Below are 16,436 nucleotides of genomic sequence, written 5' to 3'. Positions count from 1 at the left end.
AAAACCGCCGGACACTTTTGGGCGACATGCATTAGCGGCTGCCCCCAAGTGTCTGGACGGCTTCCTTGAAGGAATCCTCGCTGTCGCGCATCAGCGACGAGACACTTTCGAAGGCGCGGTTGACTTCGATCAGCTGGGTGATCTCGCGCATGGCGTTGACGTTGGAGTTTTCGAGATAACCCTGCTCGACACCGACATTGAAGCGGTCGACGACGGCGCGCGGCTGGTCGGTGGTCATGATGCCGCTGTTTTCGTAACGCAGGTAACCCTTGCTGATATCGGCCTCGAACAGGCCGAGCGAAGCAACCTGGCGGTCGGCCTGATAGATGATGCCGTCCGTACCGACGGCCGGCTCGCCACCCTTCGTGTTGAGCTGAATCGGCGCGCCGCCGGCGTCAAGAACCGGATATCCCCTTATCGAGACGAGTTCGCCGGTATCCTTGATCGTGAAGCGGCCGTCCCTCGTCAGAACGCGGCCGGCCGGCGTATCGAGCGCAAACCAGGCATCGCCCTTGATGGCGAAATCGAGCATGTTGCCGGTGTGCTGCAACTCGCCATTTCCCTCGTTCAGGTAGTCGTTGCCCTGGGAAACGAAGGCCACCTTGGTGTTCAGCTTGTTCTTAGTGGCCGCCACCATCTCATCGAACTTCACCTCGGTGGCGCGAAAACCCGTCGTGTTCACGTTCGCCATGTTGTCTGCGATGGTGTTCAGACGCTTTTCGAGAGCCATCTGCGACGACAGAGAAACATAAAGACCGGATTGCATGTCGGTAAGCTCCAAGCATTGGCGATGAACGGAACGAAAAGCCGGGGGTCGTCTCATGTGGTTCGGCCGGGATTTCGCTGAGGCGGCATCTCAGAAACGGGCGCGGGCACCCATTCGTCTTCTTTAGACTGACGGCAGATGCTTGCGCGAAGCTGGCACGCGGAAATGCCTTGCGATCGGGCCTTTCATCAGCCTCACGCAAGGCAGAAACCCTATCGGTCTAAAAGAAAAGCAACGTTCAGATTGGGCTGACGATGAACATCATTATCGGATTTATAGTGACTTGCGGCTGTATCGTCGGCAGCTTCATGGCGATGGGCGGCGAAGTGGACGCGCTGTTCCAGCCCTTCGAATTCCTCATCATCGGCGGCGCCGGCCTCGGCAGCTTCATCATGGCGAACCCGATGAAGGTGGTGAAGGACTCAGGCAAAGCGCTCAGCGAAGCCTTCCGGCACGCCGTACCGAAGGAACGCAATTATCTCGATACGCTCGGCGTGCTCTATTCGCTGATGCGCGACCTGCGCACCAAGTCGCGAAACGAAATCGAAGCCCATATCGACAATCCGGCCGAATCGACAATCTTCCAGTCGGCTCCGACGGTTCTGAAGAACAAGGAGCTGACGGCGTTCATCTGCGACTACGTGCGCCTGATCATCATCGGCAACGCCCGCAGCCACGAGATCGAGGCGCTGATGGACGAAGAGCTCAACACAATCATGCACGACAAGATGAAGCCCTACCACTCGATCCAGATCATGAGCGATTCCTTCCCGGCGATCGGCATCGTCGCGGCTGTTCTCGGCGTCATCAAGGCGATGGCCCATATCAACGATTCACCCGAAGTGCTCGGTCATCTGATCGGCTCGGCACTCGTCGGCACCTTCCTCGGCATTCTCTTGTCCTACTGCGTCTGCTCGCCGCTGGTCTCCCAGATCAAGGTCGTGCGCAACAAGCAGCACCGCCTCTACGTCATCGTCAAGCAGACGCTGCTTGCCTATATGAACGGCTCGGTGCCGCAGGTCGCTCTCGAATACGGCCGCAAGACGATCTCGGCTTACGAGCGTCCTTCCATCGACGCGGTCGAGCAGGAAATGATGAACCCTGGTGGCGAAAACAAGGCGGCTTAAATGACTATGAGCAATGCTTCGCACGACAAACCGGCAATGGATCCTGCCCTTCTCGCCAAGCTGACAGGCGGGCTCGGCGACAGAGGCGGAGTTGCCAAGATCTGCAGTTCCTTCGGGGAAATCTACAGCGAATTCTTTCCCGACGTCATCAAAAGCGAGACCGGCCTCGACGTGACGGTCAACTATCTCGGCTGCGAGATCGGCTACAAGAACCACCTGATCGAAGATCTGAGCGCGAACGTCACGCTGGTCGATGCGACGCTGCGCAACTGGTCGCAGAACATCACGCTTGCCTGCGGCAACGGCTTCGTCATCACGCTGATGGAGCACCTGCTCGGCGCCACCGCCGATACGATCGAGGAACCGGCCGACCGGCTGCTTTCGATCATCGAGCTCGATCTGGCGGTCATGGTCTTCGACAAGATCGCCAAAGTGCTGCGCTCGGCCGTCAACGCGCCGGGCGGCTTCGAACCGAGCCTTTCGGCCCCGCACGCCCTTGACGCGCGCGCCCGGCCGCCGGAAGATCGTCCGGACGAATTCGCCGCTGCCATCAACATGTCGATCACGCTTGCCGGCATCGTTTCGGAATTCGCCTTGATCGTTCCGCAGACGGCGCTGCTCAAGACCAAGGTGACGCCGCCGAAGCCGAAACGCCAGGCCACCGGCAAGTCACCGGAATGGACTGAGCAGCTCGGCGACCAGGTCCGCCGCTCGCATGTCACGCTCGAGGCGAAGATCAGGCTGCAGGACCTGACGCTTCGCACGATATCGAAGCTGATGGTCGGCGACGTCATTCCGTTCCGCGACCACGGCGACGTGCGGGTCGAGGTCAGCGCCAACAGCAAGGAATTGTATGTGTGCGAGTTCGGGCGTTCAGGCGAAAATTACATGGTCCGCGTCAAGGATACGATGAACTCGGATGACGAACTCATCCGTCATTTAATGAATTAATCGGTTCTCTGGCTTTTGGGCTGCAAAGGCAGTTTGAGGCAAGTTTCAACTGGAATAGTGATTTCATGGCTACGAAGAAAACACAGCAGAACAGCGACCTCTCCCTGGATCTTCCGGGCAGCGAAGCCGATCTCGATCAGGCGATCGACGATCTGCGCGGCGTACTGAAGCAGGATGCCGACGGCGACCTGCCGCAGTTTGGCGACGACCCGCAGAGCGACCCCTTCGCAGCAGGAACGGACCTGGCGGCCTTCGGCGGCGAGGCTTCGGAAAGTCCTTTCGGCGGCGACGATTTCGGCGGCGATTTCGGCGGCAGTGCGAGCTCGGCTGCCGGCATGGATTTCGGCAGCAGCCCCTCCTTCGAGGAGTCACCGGCTCCACTCGGCAGCGCTTTGAATTCGAACTTCGACCTGATCATGGACATCCCGATCGACGTCCAGATCATGCTCGGCACCAGCCGCATGCAGGTCTCCGGCCTGATGAACCTCAATGAAGGGGCGACGATCGCCCTCGACAAGAAAATCGGCGAACCGGTCGAGATTATGGTGAACGGCCGCAGGATTGCACGTGGCGAAATTACGGTGCTTGATAACGACGACACGCGATTCGGTGTGAAGCTGATTGAAGTTTTGAGTACGAAAAAAGCCTGATCCCTGTGTGGGACGGAGAGGTTAGACCATGATGGACTTTGACGATTTCGGCGGCGCATTAGCCGGGAAACCGTTGACCCAGGCTGAAAAGGCGGCGGCTGTTCTTCTCGCTATGGGAAAGGGAGTCGCCGGCCGGCTGTTGAAATATTTCACCCAGGCCGAACTGCAGACCATTATCTCATCCGCCCAGTCGCTGCGCGCCATTCCGCCGGACGAGCTGCTGTTGCTCGTCTCCGAGTTCGAAGACCTCTTCACCGAGGGCGCCGGACTGATGGACAATGCCAAGGCAATCGAAGCCATTCTTGAAGAAGGCCTGACGCCCGACGAGGTCGACAGCCTGCTCGGCCGCCGCACTGCATTCCAGGCCTACGAAACCTCGATCTGGGATCGCCTCAGCGAGGCGGAGCCGACATTCGTCGCGCAGTTCCTGCTGCGCGAGCATCCGCAGACCGTCGCCTATATTCTTTCGATGATGCCCTCCTCCTTCGGCGCCAAGGTGCTGCTGCAGCTTCCCGACAACCGCCGCGCCGACATCATGAACAGAACGGTCAATATGAAGACCGTCAGCCCGAAGGCTGCGCAGATCATCGAGAACCAGGTCATGACGCTGCTTGCCGAAGTCGAGGCAGAGCGCAATGCGGCCGGCTCGACGAAGGTCGCCGATCTCATGAACGAACTCGACAAGCCGCAGGTCGACACGCTGCTCAGCTCGCTCGAATCGATCAGCCGCGAATCGGTCAACAAGGTTCGCCCGAAGATCTTCCTGTTCGAGGACCTCATGTACATGCCGCAGCGCAGCCGCGTCATGCTGCTCAACGACATCTCGACGGATGTGCTCACCGTCGCGCTACGCGGGTCGCCCCCCGAGATCCGCGAATCGGTTCTCTCCGCCATCAGCCCACGCCAGCGCCGCATGATCGAATCGGATCTGCAGAGCGGCATGGGCGGCGTCAATCCGCGCGAGATCGCGATTGCCCGCCGCGCCGTGGCGCAGGAAGCGATTCGCCTGGCCAATTCCGGCCAGATCGAGCTCAAGGAAAAGGAAGGCGACGCTTCGGCGGCCGCCTAAAGTGCGCCGCGATCTTTCAGATTCGCTCCTCGCGCTTTAGGTCCTTGTTTTTACGCATGTCGTTGTCGCAAAACCGCTGCACACTTTTGCGCGACATGCTTTGGCGCTTCGAGACTGTTGACAAATCCGGCATGTCGAACGGCGGCTGTTGATCGCCGTGCCACAGGCGGCTACCCTTCCAGCAACAGACCGTGCTCTAAAGCGCGTCGCATAGAACTCGGTTCCTGCGACGCGCTTTAGGTCTTTGTTCTGATGCATGTCGTCATCCCAAAAGCGCTGCACGTTTTTGGGCGGCATGCATTAGCTGCGGCCTATTTCTTTGAAGAGGGCCGCGACTTGGCAGACGATGACAAGGACAGCAAAACAGAAGCCCCAACCGCGAAAAAGCAAAGCGATGCCGCGGAAAAGGGCAACGTGCCGTCTTCGCGCGAACTTTCGATCTTTGCGACCATCCTCGCGACCTTCATTTACCTCGTATTCTTCCTTCCCGACAGCGTCGGACGCATGAGTGAAACGCTGCGCGACATCTTCGAACAGCCCGACCAATGGAAGATCGAGACGGGGCCGGATGTGCTGGCACTATTCGTGCGGCTCGGCTGGGCAAGTGCGGCGCTGGTGGCGCCCGCCTTCATCCTGTTCATGGTGTTCGGCGTCGCCTCCTCCGTCTTCCAGAATCTGCCGACACTGGTGCTGGAACGCATCCGCCCGCAGGCCTCGCGTATCTCGCCGATCAAAGGCTGGTCACGGCTCTTCAGCGTGCCCGGCCTGGTCGAATTCGGAAAGTCGCTGTTCAAGGTGGTCGTCGTCGGGGTGATCCTGTTCTTTGTGCTCAGGAGCGAATATTTCGGTTCGATCGACGCGATGTTCTCCGATCCGCAGACGATTCTGGTGCGACTGATGGCGGCGATGCGCAAGATCATCATCGTCATGCTGATCGCCACCGCGATCGTGGCAATCGCCGATCTTTTCTGGACGCGCCATCACTGGTTCACCGAGCTGAAGATGACGCGGCACGAGGTGAAGGAAGAAAACAAGCAGGCGCAGGGCGACCCCTTCGTCAAGAGCCGGCAGCGCTCACTGATGCGCGACCGCGCGCGCCGGCGCATGATCGCCGACGTCCACCGCGCGACGCTGGTGATCGCTAACCCGACGCACTATGCGGTGGCGCTGCGTTACGCGCGTGAAGAGAACGATGCGCCGGTGGTGCTGGCCAAGGGTCAGGACCTGATTGCGCTCAAAATCAGGGAGATCGCCGAGAAGAACGGCATACCGGTGTTCGAGGATCCGCCCCTTGCGCGCTCCATGTTTGCGCAAGTCTCGATCGATAGTGTCATCCCGTCAGTCTTCTATAAGGCGGTAGCGGAGCTCATCCACCGGGTCTACGCTGCGGACGCCAAGAACAAACGGGTAAGATAAGCCGAATGAAAAAATGCCCTCACTCTACCCAGCGTGAAAAGATCCTCGCAGACGCGATCAGCCCGGTCGCTACTGAACTGCGCCTTCTGGATGCTTCTGACCTTATTTCACTGCTGCGCTTCGAGTATTACGGCAACCTTTCCGATCTCGTCGCTTCGGCGGCGGAGCTTTTCTTTCATCCGGGCACGGTGAACTTCGGCCTGGGCGGCAATTATACTCTGGAATGGGGCGGCAAGCCCGAAGTCGTTCTCGATCTGGAAATCAAGCCACGCGGTGTCACCGTCTACGCACAGCTCACCCTTGCCGAAGACCACGCCGGCATCGAGATCAATCATATCGCCTTCCAGAACCCCTCGGCGGATCCTGACGAGAACACCATATTCCTCAGAAGAAGCCTTCGGGAATCGCGTTACAGCATCAACCAGCCGCCTCAGACGCTGGCCGGCTGACGTCTTTCAAGACAACCGAGCTTTCGCATTCGCCTTGGACAGCAATTCAAAGCGTTACAGCGTCGCTTGCGCGTCTGGAAAAACGCGCGACGCTGAAAACGACCGCGCGGGTTCAGCTGATATAACCGAGCCGGATCGCCTTGGCGATCGCCTGGATGCGATTGACGGAATCGAGCTTGATGGTCGCCGAGCCGAGATAGGCGTTCACGGTGTGCACGGACAGGCCGAGCTTGTCGGCAATCTCTTCGCTGATGCGGCCGTCGCCGGCCAATTGCAGACAGGCGATCTCGCGTTCGCTGAGCGCCTCGGCAGCCGCCGTGCGGCGCTCGTCGAGCGAGAGCAGATCCATCATGATATGGCAGCATCGACCGTGCAGCTCGACGATGGTATCGCTCGAAGGATCGATCTCATCGCCGGTGAAAAGGATGAAACCGTTGCCGACGGCGCCAAGCCGCACCGGAAAGGCAAGTCCGGAGAAAGGCAGAATACCGTCCTGCAGCCGCGTCATGAACGGCGAGAAGTCCGCCGGACCGGGTGCCGCACGGTCGTAACCGCCTGCCCATGAGAGCGGCAGCAGCGACTTGTCGATATGGTCGAGAAGAATATCGCCGTAGGCATCCGTGAAGGCCTTGCCGAAACCGGCATTGGAAGACCCCCAGTTCTCGAGCTCGCAGACAAGCCGCTGCTTTGCCGGAATGCCCGAGCCGCTGACGCGGAAGATCGCGAAGCCTTGCGCATCGGCGAGCTTCTGCATCGCGATCAGCCGCGGAAAAAGATCGGACCGGCTGGAAATCCTGTTCACACGTACCATTCGCAGCTGCTCGGCGCTGCTCATGGTCCTGCCTGATGGATACCCCATATATCCCCCTATACGAGATTATTGCGGACGGCGAAGGCAATGGCCTCGGACCGGGTCTTGGTCGCCGTCTTGCGCATCACGCTGGTGATGTAGTTGTTGATGGTATTGCGGGATATTCCGAGAATCATCGCGATCTCGTCGCTGGTCTTGCCCTCGGCGATCCAGAACAGGCATTCCAGCTCGCGGTCGGTCAATTCGAAATCGCGATCGACCTTCGTACCGCCGCAGCGAAGGAAGCTCGCGACATAACCTGCAAGCAAGCCTACATCGCGCAGGCGCTCCGGCGAAAGGATGAATCCCTCCCCGAACAGGAACATCAAGGCCAGCCGCGACCGGCCGACATTGAAGGTCACCGAACAATATTGGCGGCTGGCGCCATCCGGGACCTCGGCACTGTCAGGCAGAAGAGCAAAATTCGGCTGGAAGACCTGCATGCATTTTTCCAGCTCGGTCGACCGGGCATAGCCGCGGACCAGATCATTGGCGATGTCCCTGACCAGGTCGAAAGGCCAGTCAGACGAAACGATGAAATCGAGGCCACTTTCCTGGAGGAGATCGCAGCGCGCCAGAAGGTAGTACGAAGCACCCACGTAGTCCGTCAGTGCGCGCAGACCAGACTGCAACCTGCCGGTGCTGGCGACGCCGTGGAGGCGCTGGAGCAGCTCATCACGCGGCAACAGATCCGGCACCGCCGCACTCGCGAAATTCGCCATCTGCCTCTCGCCTTTGCTCGCCTGAATTACATTCATATCCACTGGCAATGTCCTGCGGCTGAGAAACGATCGAACTCGGTGCAACAGCAATTTTTCTGTAAGGGATTCAAGTCAACTTCCGCTCGAATCCCATTTCGAATCACCCAAGGGTAAGCCAGTCGATGCAAATCACCATCTCCGACTTCTAGGGATTTACTTTCGCTGTCGCCAATGCACTGATTCGACCACTCGTTCCAGCCTTCAGATAGAGGGAGGCTAAGGTGATTCTGGCGGTATCGCAACTTGCTTCGCGTTTTACGCGAGTCCATCTCATCAAGTCGCGCTACAGCCGCATTTCAGTTGTCGGGTCTAACGTCTTATTCGAATTCTCGACCCTGATGTCATGCCGGGTCTCTTGCATCTCCAGTCACGGCTTTTCAGCAAACAGCGGTTCGGGAATCAAGCTTCGGTACCGACATGAAAAAAGGCCGGTTGCCCGGCCTTTGTTTTACGCTGCTTCGTCGATCGCCCATTTCCTGAGGATTTTCGCGGCGCGTTCCTCGTTGATCTCGACCATACGGGAAAGCTTGCGTTCCGGGCCTTCCTTGACGCGCCGATTGAAGTTTCCATCGTCGTCGCCGAGGCTGAGCAGGTCCTCGGTACTGTCGAAGCCGAAGTCGGACCCGAAGCCGTCCATGAGAGCGCCTCCGGGTGCTCCCGATGCAGGCGCGAAGTCCGGAAGCTCGAGGCCGGCCGCTTCCGGCGTCGCGTCGCCGAAAGCCGCAGAGCTGCCGTTGCCGCTGACGCTGCGCACCAGTGGCCGCAAGCCCATCCAGACCACCAAGAAGGCGACCGCGACAAAGGCGAGCGAGTTGATGATGCCGGCCAGATTGCGGCTCAGCATATCCATGACGCGGACACCACCGGTGGCGTCTTCGAGCAGCTGATTTTCGAGGAAGTCCATCGCCGTGACGGTGACGACGTCGCCGCGCTTGGCGTCGATGCCGGCCGCCGAGGCGACGATCTTCTGCATTTCGGCGAGATAGGCGTCGACCTTTGTCTGGTCGGCGGGCTCACCGACCATCTTGGCGATGCGGCCCTTGTTGACCACCACGGCGATCGAAAGCTTTTCGACCTTATAGCTGCTGCGGGTCGTCGCCGTCGTCTTGCTGTTGATTTCGTAGTTGGTCTGCTCTTCGCGCTTGTCGGACTTGTCTTGCGATTCGGGCCCGGCGGAGCCGCCGGCCTCGGGAGCCGCCTGCGGAATGTTCTGCTCGACCGTCGTCGCGCTATCGGACTGCTTCTGCTGCGACTGCTGGGCTTCCTTGGTCGAGCGGACCGAACGTTCGACCTTGGATTCGGGATCGTAGGTCGTTTCCTGGATCTGCTGGGCGTCGGTGTTGAGATCGGCGGTGACGCTGGAACGGAAGTTGTCCATGCCGAGGAAGGGTGCCAGCGCCTTGTCGATGTTGGATTCGACTTCCTGCTGAACGTTCTGGACGATGTTGAGCGAGCGGTTCAGCGAGCTGTTGCTCGCCTCGTCGCCGGAAGCGAGGAGCTGGCCGGCGGAATCGAGGATGGTGACGTCATCGACGTCAAGCCCCGGCACGGCCGAGGCGACGAGGTGGCGGATCGAGGTCGCCGCGCTGCGCCCGGTGGTAGCGCTTGCGCGAATCATGACGGATGCGGTCGGTTTCTGCTCCGCCTTCCGGAAGTTTCCAACCTCCGGCATGACGATATGGACGCGCGCGGCTGTTATACCCGAGATCGACTGGATGGTGCGGGCGATTTCGCCTTCCAGCGCTCGAACCCGCGTCACCTCCTGCATGAAGGAGGTCAGGCCGAGGGAGCCGACATTGTCAAAGAGTTCGTAACCGGCATTGGCGCTGTTCGGCAGGCCGCGCTCGGCAAGCATCAGGCGGGCCTTGCCCGTCATCCCAGCGGGAACGCTGATGCTGGTGCCGTCGGTGCCGACCTGGAAATTGATGTTGGCTTCGGCAAGCGCCATGCTGATCTGGTTGAGATCGGGCGAATCCAGACCGACATAGAGTGTTTCCTGTGCCGGCTTGTTGACGAAAAGAGCGGCCGCAAGGACGATTGCAATGGAAACGGCACCGACGCCTCCCAGAATCATCAGGCGTGTTCGGCCAAGGGAACCGAAGTTCTTAAAGATCTGAACTAATTGATTTAACAGATTCATTCTGTTCTCGCACGATTCGTCAAAGACAAAGCAGGCTTATTGCCTCATCAGACGAATAGTCGGCGAAACTTGTGCGAGCGTTTCGTGAGAGCGTGCGGGAGCGAAAAGGCCTAAAGTAATTCCAGCAAAAATGCGCAGCGGTTTTGCGTCCGGGATAGCGCAAGAACAAGGAGAGAGCGTTTCCGTCAGTCGGAGAAAAACGGAGCGTTCTAGAAGAAATCGAAGTCGCCGGCTGCCTTGCTCAATGGCTGGGAATGGCCGTGGCGTGTGGCCCCGCCCAATGCCTTCTGCATCTCTGCCAGTTTGACGAGGCTGAGCGCGGTTGCGACGTCGACTGCCCAGCCGTGCGGGATTTCGCCGGTGATGGTGTCGATGAATTCGGCAAGGCCGCGTGATTTCTGCACGGCCAGATCGATGCCCTGCATGACCTTCATGGCATCCGGCGAGTTCAGGATTTCGGCGCTGCCGAGGTCGAGAAGCTGGGGCTCGATGCGTTCGATGAGGTAGGCGACATCGTGCAGTTCGGACACGATGCGCATCAGGATGACGCTCAGCGCTTCGACAGGCGCGGGCGTTTCCATCATCTGGGTAAATGTCATATGAAAATCCTCGCCATCAAAAAAATTCGATACTGGTTTCGACGGGTTTCTGCGGAGCGGCGGGACGCTGCTCGAGAGCGACGGTTCTCTGCGTTTCGGCGCCGGTCAGAGGGTATTGCCGGGCACGACCGGAGACCGGCCAATATTCAAGCTTGCGTCCATGCTCTCCGCCGGTCGAGGAACCGACCACCGGAATGCCTTCATCCCTCAGGAACTGCACGGCGAAGGCCGCGTTCTGCTCACCGACATTGGAGAATGTCGAGATCGTCTTCGCGCCGCCGAAGATTTTTGCTTCCAGCCGGTCGCGCCGGGCGCCCTGCTTCAAGAGACCGTTGATCAGCAGTTCCATCAGATGCACGCCGTAGCGCGTGGCATCGCCGCCTGATGTCGGCGACGTCGCCGAACCGGGCAGCAGAAAGTGGTTCATGCCGCCGACACCGGCGACAGGATCTCTGAGGCACGCAGCCACGCACGAACCGAGAATGGTCGAGAGGACCGCATTCGGATCGTTCAGAACCTTGTACTCGCCCTGAATGATGTGCACGCGGCGGGCTGCCCCCTCAGTGATCATTTCAGGGCTCCAAACACGGCTTCGATGGCCGCTTTCATCTTCTCGATCGTGAACGGCTTGGCGAGCACGTTGTTGGCGCCGAGCTGGGCCGCCTTCTGCACCAGTGCGCGGTCGCCCTGGGCGGTCAGGATGATGAAGGCCGCCTTCTTGGTGTTCGGGTTGGTGCGCACGGCCTGAAGGAAGCCGATGCCATCCATCTTCGGCATGTTGAAGTCCGAGATCACCAGGTGGTGCGGCTGCTCGGCCATGATCTTCATGCCCTGCTCACCGTCACCGGCCGAGGTGATCTGCTTGAAACCGAGCTGGGTCAGCGCGTCGCTGAGCAGCAACCGGCTCGTTACCTGATCGTCGACGATCAGAACTTTGATTTTCTCCGCGATCGACATTTATTCGGTCCCTTCCTTTCGGGCGGCTGTCATTTTCAATATTTCTTCACCAATGGCAGACAGCGGCAGCTGCTGCTCAACGGCGCCAAGTTCGTGGGCAACCCTTGGCATTCCGTAAACGACACAGGTTTTTTCGTTCTGGCCGAGCGTTCTGGCGCCGGCGTGGCGCATTTTCAACAATCCGGCGGCGCCATCGCGGCCCATTCCGGTCAAAATCACGCCGACGGCATTACGGCCCGCCAGTTCAGCGACCGAATCGAATAGCACGTCCACCGAGGGGCGGTGACCGTTGACCGGTGCCCGGTCAATGAGTCGGCAGCATGGTGCCGAGGCGTTGCTGACCTGGAGGTGACGCTCGCCGCCGGGCGCCAGATAGATCTTGCCGATTTCGAGACGGGCACCGTCGGTCGCTTCCTGCACCACCGGCGCACAGAGGCGGTTCAGCCGTTCGGCGAAGCTCTTGGTGAAGGTCGGCGGCATATGCTGGGTGATGACGGTCGGCGGGCAATTCGCCGGAAACTTTTGCAGCACGGCGATCAGCGCCTCGACGCCGCCGGTGGACGAGCCGATCGCGACGATCTTGCGGCCGACGCGGAAGTCGCCAACCGAGGGCGGTGGCGCGACGGCGGCGACGGGCTGGGAATATTGGCGCTGCGTGCGCGCGGCGGCCTTGACCTTCTCGGCGAGGTCGCCAAACGGCCTGAGTTCGCCCGGCGCCGGCTTGCCGACACAGTCGAACGCGCCGATCTCCAGCGCCGCAAGCGTCGCCTCGGCGCCGCGATGGGTCATTGTGGATACCATGATGACAGGCATCGGCCGCAGCGTCATGATCTTTTCGAGGAAATCGAGACCGTTCATGTTCGGCATCTCGATGTCGAGCGTCAGGACGTCGGGGTTCAGCCGCTTGATTGCCTCCCGCGCTTCCAGCGCGTCGCCGGCCTGGCCGATGACGTTGACCTCGGGGTCGGAACTCAAGACGGCGGTGATCAGCCCCCGCATCGTCGGCGAGTCGTCAACAACGAGAACCCTTGCCGGAGCGCTCATGCCTTCCTCCCGAGACCTTTGGACGTGTAGCGATAGGTCGTGATGCCGATATTGTCGAAGACGTGTTTTGCCTCACCCGAAACACGCTCGGAATGACCGATATAAAGATGACCGCCCTCCGGCAGCAGGCCGGCGAAACGCTGCCAGATCTTCATCTGCGTCGGCTCGTCGAAATAGATGACGACGTTGCGGCAGAAGATGACGTCGAACTTGCCCTTGAACGGCCATTGCGCCATCAGGTTCAGCTCGTTGTAGGTGATCAGCCGCTTGACGCGGTCGTCGACCTGGAACTTCCGGCGGCCCTGTATCTCGACTTCGCTGAACCATTGTTTGCGCATGGCGGGCGATACGGTTTCGAGCGCGCTCTCGTCATAGGCGCCGGCGCGGGCGATCGCGAGGATCTTCGGGTCGATGTCGGTCGCCAGGATCTTGAAGTCGTAATCGGCGACGTTCGGCATCAGCGACAGCACCGTCAGCGCGATCGAATAGGGTTCTTGCCCGTCGGAAGAGGCGGCCGACCAGATGCGTACCCTGCCGCCCGATCTCGCCCGCTGCAGAAGCTCCGGCAGGACATGGTCGCGCAGGTGATCGAAATGATGGTTTTCGCGGAAGAAGCGAGTAAAATTGGTCGTCAGATGCGAAAGCATCTCGCGGCGCGGCGCAGCACCGGCCGGCGAAGCGACGAGGTCGCAATATTCCCGGAAGCCGGACAGGCCGAGATTGCGGATATGCTTCGACAGGCGCGAATAGACGAGCGACGCCTTCGTTTCGTTGAGGAAGATGCCGGCATCCGAATAGATCATTGCGGCGATTTCAGTGAGGTCGCGGCGCGTCAGCGGATATTCTCCGCTCGCCAGGACCTCGTCGGATCCCTGTCTCTGATCTTTTGCGCCCATTACACTCATGCGGCTTCGCTTTCGGTCTCTGGAAAGAGGGATTCGAGTTCGATCAGGCAGATCATGCGCTTCTCGATGGCGAGAATGCCGCGGGCAAATTGACGCTCGAGCTCGGAGGAGATCTCGGGCGTCGGCTGGATGGTTTCGTCGGTCACCGTCAGGATATCGGAAACGGCGTCGACCAGCAGGCCGACGACCTTACGCCGGACCTGGGCGACGATGATGACATGACGGGCAGTCGGATCGGCCGGCTTCATGCCGAGCCGGGCCGCAAGATCGATGATCGGCAGCACCGCGCCGCGCAGGTTGATGACACCCAGCATATAGCCAGGCGAATGCGGCATCGCGGTCGCCGGGGTCCAGCCGCGGATTTCGCGAACCGACATGATGTTCACGCAAAATTCCTGATCCCCGATGCGGAACGCGATCAGCTCGCGATCCCCCTCGTTCAGATTTTTTACAGTGTACGACATTCCCTTATCCCACCGCTGCTAACGACATTTCCGCTTTGAGCGACTGGCCGCGCGAGGCGCCGACGACTGCGTCGACATCGAGGATGAGAGCGACGCGCCCGTCACCGAGGATGGTGGCGGCGGCAATGCCCGGCACATGGGTGTAGTTCGCTTCCAGGCTCTTGATGACCACCTGGCGCTGACCCTGGATGGCATCGACCATCAGGGCGCGCTGGCCGCCGCCTTCGGATTCCACCAGAAGCGCCACGCCCTCGACCGGATTGGCCTGGGTGGCGCGGAAGTTCAGGATGCGGCCGACATCGACCAGCGGGCAGAAGCTGTTGCGGATCGAGATCAGCCGGTGGTTGGCACCGAAGGAGTGGATCGCGGCCGCTTCCGGCTGCAGGGTTTCGACGATCGCCGTCAGCGGCACGACCAGCGTCTGGCCGGCGACAGTGACTACCATGCCGTCGAGGACGGCGAGCGTCAGCGGCAGGCTCATGGTGAAGACCGAGCCGTGACCCGGCTTCGAGGTGATGTTGATGCGGCCGCCGAGCGCCTGGATCGAACGTTTGACGACGTCCATGCCAACGCCGCGGCCGGAGATGTCGGAGATCTTGTCGGCCGTCGAGAAGCCCGGCAGGAAGATCAGGTTGTCGATTTCCTCGTCCGACAGGTTGGAATCGGCCGGGATGAGGTCGTTGTCGATCGCCTTCTGGCGGACCTTCTCGCGGTTGATACCGGCACCGTCGTCGGCAAGCTCGATCAGGATGCGTCCCGAACGATGCTTGGCGGTCAGGCGGACAGTGCCTTCGGTGTTCTTGCCGGCGGCTGCACGCTTTTCGGGCGTTTCGATGCCGTGGTCGACGGCGTTGCGGATCATGTGGGTCAGCGGTTCGGCCAGCTTGTCGATGACCGTCTTGTCGACTTCGGTGTTTTCACCTTCGGTGATCAGGCGGATCGACTTGCCGGTCATGTCGGCGATTTCGCGGACGATACGCGACATGCGCTGGAAGACCGGCTTCACCGGCTGCGCGCGGATCGCCATGACCGAGTCCTGGATCTCGCGGGTGAGCTGCTGCAGCTCCTCGAGGCCCATATTGATCGAGGAGGTGCCGGTCGTGTCGTTCTCGATGACGCTCTGCGACAGCATCGCCTGGTTGATGACCAATTCGCCGACGAGGTTGATGAGGCGGTCGACACGGTCGAGATCGACGCGGATCGTCTGGCCGGCACCGGCGGCATTGTTCTGAGCGGCAGCACTTGCTGCGGCCGCTGCGGCGGCGGCCGATTCCTTCTTCTCTACGCGGGCGGCGACAATCTGCGTGACGTTGGAGGCAGTCTCGGCTGCGGCAACGGCTGCGGCCGTCTCCTCGGCCCGCGCGTCTGAGGCGGAAACCTCTTCGATTGCGCCGGCTTCGTCCAGGATCGACAGGTCGAAAGGAACCGGCACCATCGGCAGTTCGTCGTTGCTGGTCGCCTCGGCCCTTGCTTCTTCGACCGGCTTTACCGTCAGTTCGCAATCCCACTCGGCGAATTCGAAGACGGTGCGGATGGCGTCCTCGCCCTTGTCCGTCTTGATCGTGACATTCCAGAAGAAATAAGCGCCTTCCGGATCGAGCTCCTCGAGGCCCGGGAGGTCATCCGTATTGCAATAGATCGTCATTTCGCCGAGGCGCGAGAGATCGCGCAGCAGCAGGGTGGCGTCATTGCCCTTGGAATAGAGTTCGTAGCGCGGCTTGAAGATGACTTCATAGGCCGGCATGCCGCCGGCATCGCCCTCGCCGCCAAAATCGTCGAAGGAAAAGGGGACCGGCTGGAAGCCGCTGTCGTCCGTCGGCTTGGGGGTCGGCGCCGGAGCGGCCTTTGCGGCTGCCTTCGGCGCAGGCGCCTCGACTGACGCCGAGGGAGACGGCATTTCACCGTTGGCCAGCGCCTCGAGCTCCCTGACGAGGCCGCGGCTGCGGCTTTCATCGACGCTGCCGCCGTCGCGCGCAACGTTCGTCAGGTCAGCGAGCACGTCGGCCGACTTCAGCATCACCTTCAGGACGTCCTGGTTCGGCTCAAGCTTGTTGGATCGAACGCAATCGAGAGTGGTCTCGAAAACATGGGCGAAGGCTACCAGATCGTCAAGGCCGAAGGCGCCGGCGCCGCCCTTGATCGAATGCACGGCACGGAACACCGCATTGACGGTTTCCGGATCGCGATCGCCATCATTCATTTTCAGAAGACCGGATTCCAATTCTGCGAGCTGTTCCTCGCACTCCTGGAAAAAGATCTCTTTGATTTCGTTCATATCCATAGGAGCA

At 60.4% G+C, this 16,436-nt stretch carries 17 protein-coding genes; 6 read left to right on the top strand and 11 right to left on the bottom strand.

What is annotated here, in order from left to right; translation table 11 throughout:
- Positions 1–31: 31 nt before the first annotated feature.
- Positions 32–766 carry a flagellar basal-body rod protein FlgF gene (flgF, locus tag AC2444_RS01690; protein ID WP_012756057.1) on the bottom strand — a complete coding sequence of 245 codons (735 nt, stop codon included), beginning with the start codon at positions 764–766 and terminating at the stop codon, positions 32–34.
- Positions 767–1,020: 254 nt separating this feature from the next.
- Between flgF and motA the strand changes: the two genes are divergently transcribed.
- The 6 genes from motA (at position 1,021) to AC2444_RS01660 (ending at position 6,428) form a co-directional block, all read left to right on the top strand.
- On the top strand, positions 1,021–1,893 hold the full coding sequence (gene motA, locus AC2444_RS01685) for a flagellar motor stator protein MotA (RefSeq protein ID WP_003556508.1): 873 nt from the start codon (positions 1,021–1,023) through the stop codon (positions 1,891–1,893).
- On the top strand, positions 1,894–2,844 hold the full coding sequence (locus AC2444_RS01680; protein WP_012756056.1) for a FliM/FliN family flagellar motor switch protein: 951 nt from the start codon (positions 1,894–1,896) through the stop codon (positions 2,842–2,844).
- A 65-nt stretch (positions 2,845–2,909) separates the two neighbouring features.
- Entirely contained in the window at positions 2,910–3,494 is a 585-nt protein-coding gene (gene fliN, locus AC2444_RS01675; RefSeq protein ID WP_012756055.1) for a flagellar motor switch protein FliN, read from the top strand.
- Positions 3,495–3,522: 28 nt separating this feature from the next.
- The gene (gene fliG / locus AC2444_RS01670; RefSeq protein WP_012756054.1) at positions 3,523–4,563 is read left to right on the top strand and encodes a flagellar motor switch protein FliG; all 1,041 of its coding nucleotides are present in this window, start codon (positions 3,523–3,525) and stop codon (positions 4,561–4,563) included.
- Positions 4,564–4,899: 336 nt separating this feature from the next.
- On the top strand, positions 4,900–5,979 hold the full coding sequence (gene flhB / locus AC2444_RS01665; protein WP_012756053.1) for a flagellar biosynthesis protein FlhB: 1,080 nt from the start codon (positions 4,900–4,902) through the stop codon (positions 5,977–5,979).
- 5 nt (positions 5,980–5,984) lie between these two features.
- The gene (locus AC2444_RS01660) at positions 5,985–6,428 is read left to right on the top strand and encodes a hypothetical protein (RefSeq protein ID WP_012756052.1); all 444 of its coding nucleotides are present in this window, start codon (positions 5,985–5,987) and stop codon (positions 6,426–6,428) included.
- Between the two features lie 112 nt (positions 6,429–6,540).
- On the opposite strand, the gene visR is transcribed toward AC2444_RS01660, so the two are convergent.
- The 10 genes from visR to AC2444_RS01610 all read right to left on the bottom strand — a co-directional run bounded on the left by visR (position 6,541) and on the right by AC2444_RS01610 (position 16,429).
- Positions 6,541–7,287, bottom strand: coding sequence for a transcriptional regulator VisR (visR, locus tag AC2444_RS01655; protein ID WP_012756051.1), 747 nt, complete (start codon positions 7,285–7,287; stop codon positions 6,541–6,543).
- An 8-nt stretch (positions 7,288–7,295) separates the two neighbouring features.
- Positions 7,296–8,042, bottom strand: a complete 747-nt coding sequence (gene visN, locus AC2444_RS01650; protein WP_012756050.1) for a transcriptional regulator VisN — start codon at positions 8,040–8,042, stop codon at positions 7,296–7,298.
- A 445-nt stretch (positions 8,043–8,487) separates the two neighbouring features.
- Positions 8,488–10,179, bottom strand: a complete 1,692-nt coding sequence (gene fliF / locus AC2444_RS01645; protein ID WP_012756049.1) for a flagellar basal-body MS-ring/collar protein FliF — start codon at positions 10,177–10,179, stop codon at positions 8,488–8,490.
- Between the two features lie 209 nt (positions 10,180–10,388).
- Positions 10,389–10,778: a chemotaxis protein CheT gene (cheT, locus tag AC2444_RS01640; protein ID WP_128449661.1), complete on the bottom strand. Its 390-nt coding sequence runs from the start codon at positions 10,776–10,778 to the stop codon at positions 10,389–10,391.
- A gap of 16 nt (positions 10,779–10,794) precedes the next feature.
- On the bottom strand, positions 10,795–11,349 hold the full coding sequence (cheD, locus tag AC2444_RS01635) for a chemoreceptor glutamine deamidase CheD (RefSeq protein ID WP_003545509.1): 555 nt from the start codon (positions 11,347–11,349) through the stop codon (positions 10,795–10,797).
- On the bottom strand, positions 11,346–11,735 hold the full coding sequence (locus AC2444_RS01630; RefSeq protein ID WP_003556488.1) for a response regulator: 390 nt from the start codon (positions 11,733–11,735) through the stop codon (positions 11,346–11,348). The genes cheD and AC2444_RS01630 overlap by 4 nt, the downstream gene beginning before the upstream one ends.
- Positions 11,736–12,779 (bottom strand): protein-glutamate O-methylesterase CheB, encoded by a 1,044-nt coding sequence (cheB, locus tag AC2444_RS01625; RefSeq protein ID WP_012756047.1) that lies wholly within the window; start codon positions 12,777–12,779, stop codon positions 11,736–11,738.
- Positions 12,776–13,684, bottom strand: coding sequence for a protein-glutamate O-methyltransferase CheR (cheR, locus tag AC2444_RS01620; RefSeq protein ID WP_012756046.1), 909 nt, complete (start codon positions 13,682–13,684; stop codon positions 12,776–12,778). The genes cheB and cheR overlap by 4 nt, the downstream gene beginning before the upstream one ends.
- Positions 13,681–14,148, bottom strand: a complete 468-nt coding sequence (locus AC2444_RS01615) for a chemotaxis protein CheW (protein WP_012756045.1) — start codon at positions 14,146–14,148, stop codon at positions 13,681–13,683. Before AC2444_RS01615 ends, cheR begins: the two co-directional genes overlap by 4 nt.
- A 4-nt stretch (positions 14,149–14,152) precedes the next feature.
- Positions 14,153–16,429 carry a chemotaxis protein CheA gene (locus tag AC2444_RS01610; RefSeq protein ID WP_012756044.1) on the bottom strand — a complete coding sequence of 759 codons (2,277 nt, stop codon included), beginning with the start codon at positions 16,427–16,429 and terminating at the stop codon, positions 14,153–14,155.
- Between the last annotated feature and the right edge of the window lie 7 nt (positions 16,430–16,436).

The organism is Rhizobium sp. WSM1328 (assembly GCF_057653715.1).
Note: the sequence above shows the minus strand (reverse complement) of the source record. Positions and strands in the feature narration are given on the sequence as shown.

Excerpts from the sequence above, each read along its gene's own strand:
- AC2444_RS01660 (WP_012756052.1), top strand. The coding sequence starts at position 5,985 with ATGAAAAAATGCCCTCACTCTACCCAGCGTGAAAAGATCCTCGCAGAC.
- cheR (WP_012756046.1), bottom strand. The coding sequence starts at position 13,684 with ATGAGTGTAATGGGCGCAAAAGATCAGAGACAGGGATCCGACGAGGTC.
- motA (WP_003556508.1), top strand. The coding sequence starts at position 1,021 with ATGAACATCATTATCGGATTTATAGTGACTTGCGGCTGTATCGTCGGC.
- AC2444_RS01630 (WP_003556488.1), bottom strand. The coding sequence starts at position 11,735 with ATGTCGATCGCGGAGAAAATCAAAGTTCTGATCGTCGACGATCAGGTA.
- fliF (WP_012756049.1), bottom strand. The coding sequence starts at position 10,179 with ATGAATCTGTTAAATCAATTAGTTCAGATCTTTAAGAACTTCGGTTCC.
- fliN (WP_012756055.1), top strand. The coding sequence starts at position 2,910 with ATGGCTACGAAGAAAACACAGCAGAACAGCGACCTCTCCCTGGATCTT.
- flgF (WP_012756057.1), bottom strand. The coding sequence starts at position 766 with ATGCAATCCGGTCTTTATGTTTCTCTGTCGTCGCAGATGGCTCTCGAA.
- fliG (WP_012756054.1), top strand. The coding sequence starts at position 3,523 with ATGATGGACTTTGACGATTTCGGCGGCGCATTAGCCGGGAAACCGTTG.
- cheT (WP_128449661.1), bottom strand. The coding sequence starts at position 10,778 with ATGACATTTACCCAGATGATGGAAACGCCCGCGCCTGTCGAAGCGCTG.
- AC2444_RS01615 (WP_012756045.1), bottom strand. The coding sequence starts at position 14,148 with ATGTCGTACACTGTAAAAAATCTGAACGAGGGGGATCGCGAGCTGATC.
- visR (WP_012756051.1), bottom strand. The coding sequence starts at position 7,287 with ATGGGGTATCCATCAGGCAGGACCATGAGCAGCGCCGAGCAGCTGCGA.
- cheB (WP_012756047.1), bottom strand. The coding sequence starts at position 12,779 with ATGAGCGCTCCGGCAAGGGTTCTCGTTGTTGACGACTCGCCGACGATG.
- cheD (WP_003545509.1), bottom strand. The coding sequence starts at position 11,349 with ATGATCACTGAGGGGGCAGCCCGCCGCGTGCACATCATTCAGGGCGAG.
- AC2444_RS01610 (WP_012756044.1), bottom strand. The coding sequence starts at position 16,429 with ATGGATATGAACGAAATCAAAGAGATCTTTTTCCAGGAGTGCGAGGAA.
- AC2444_RS01680 (WP_012756056.1), top strand. The coding sequence starts at position 1,894 with ATGACTATGAGCAATGCTTCGCACGACAAACCGGCAATGGATCCTGCC.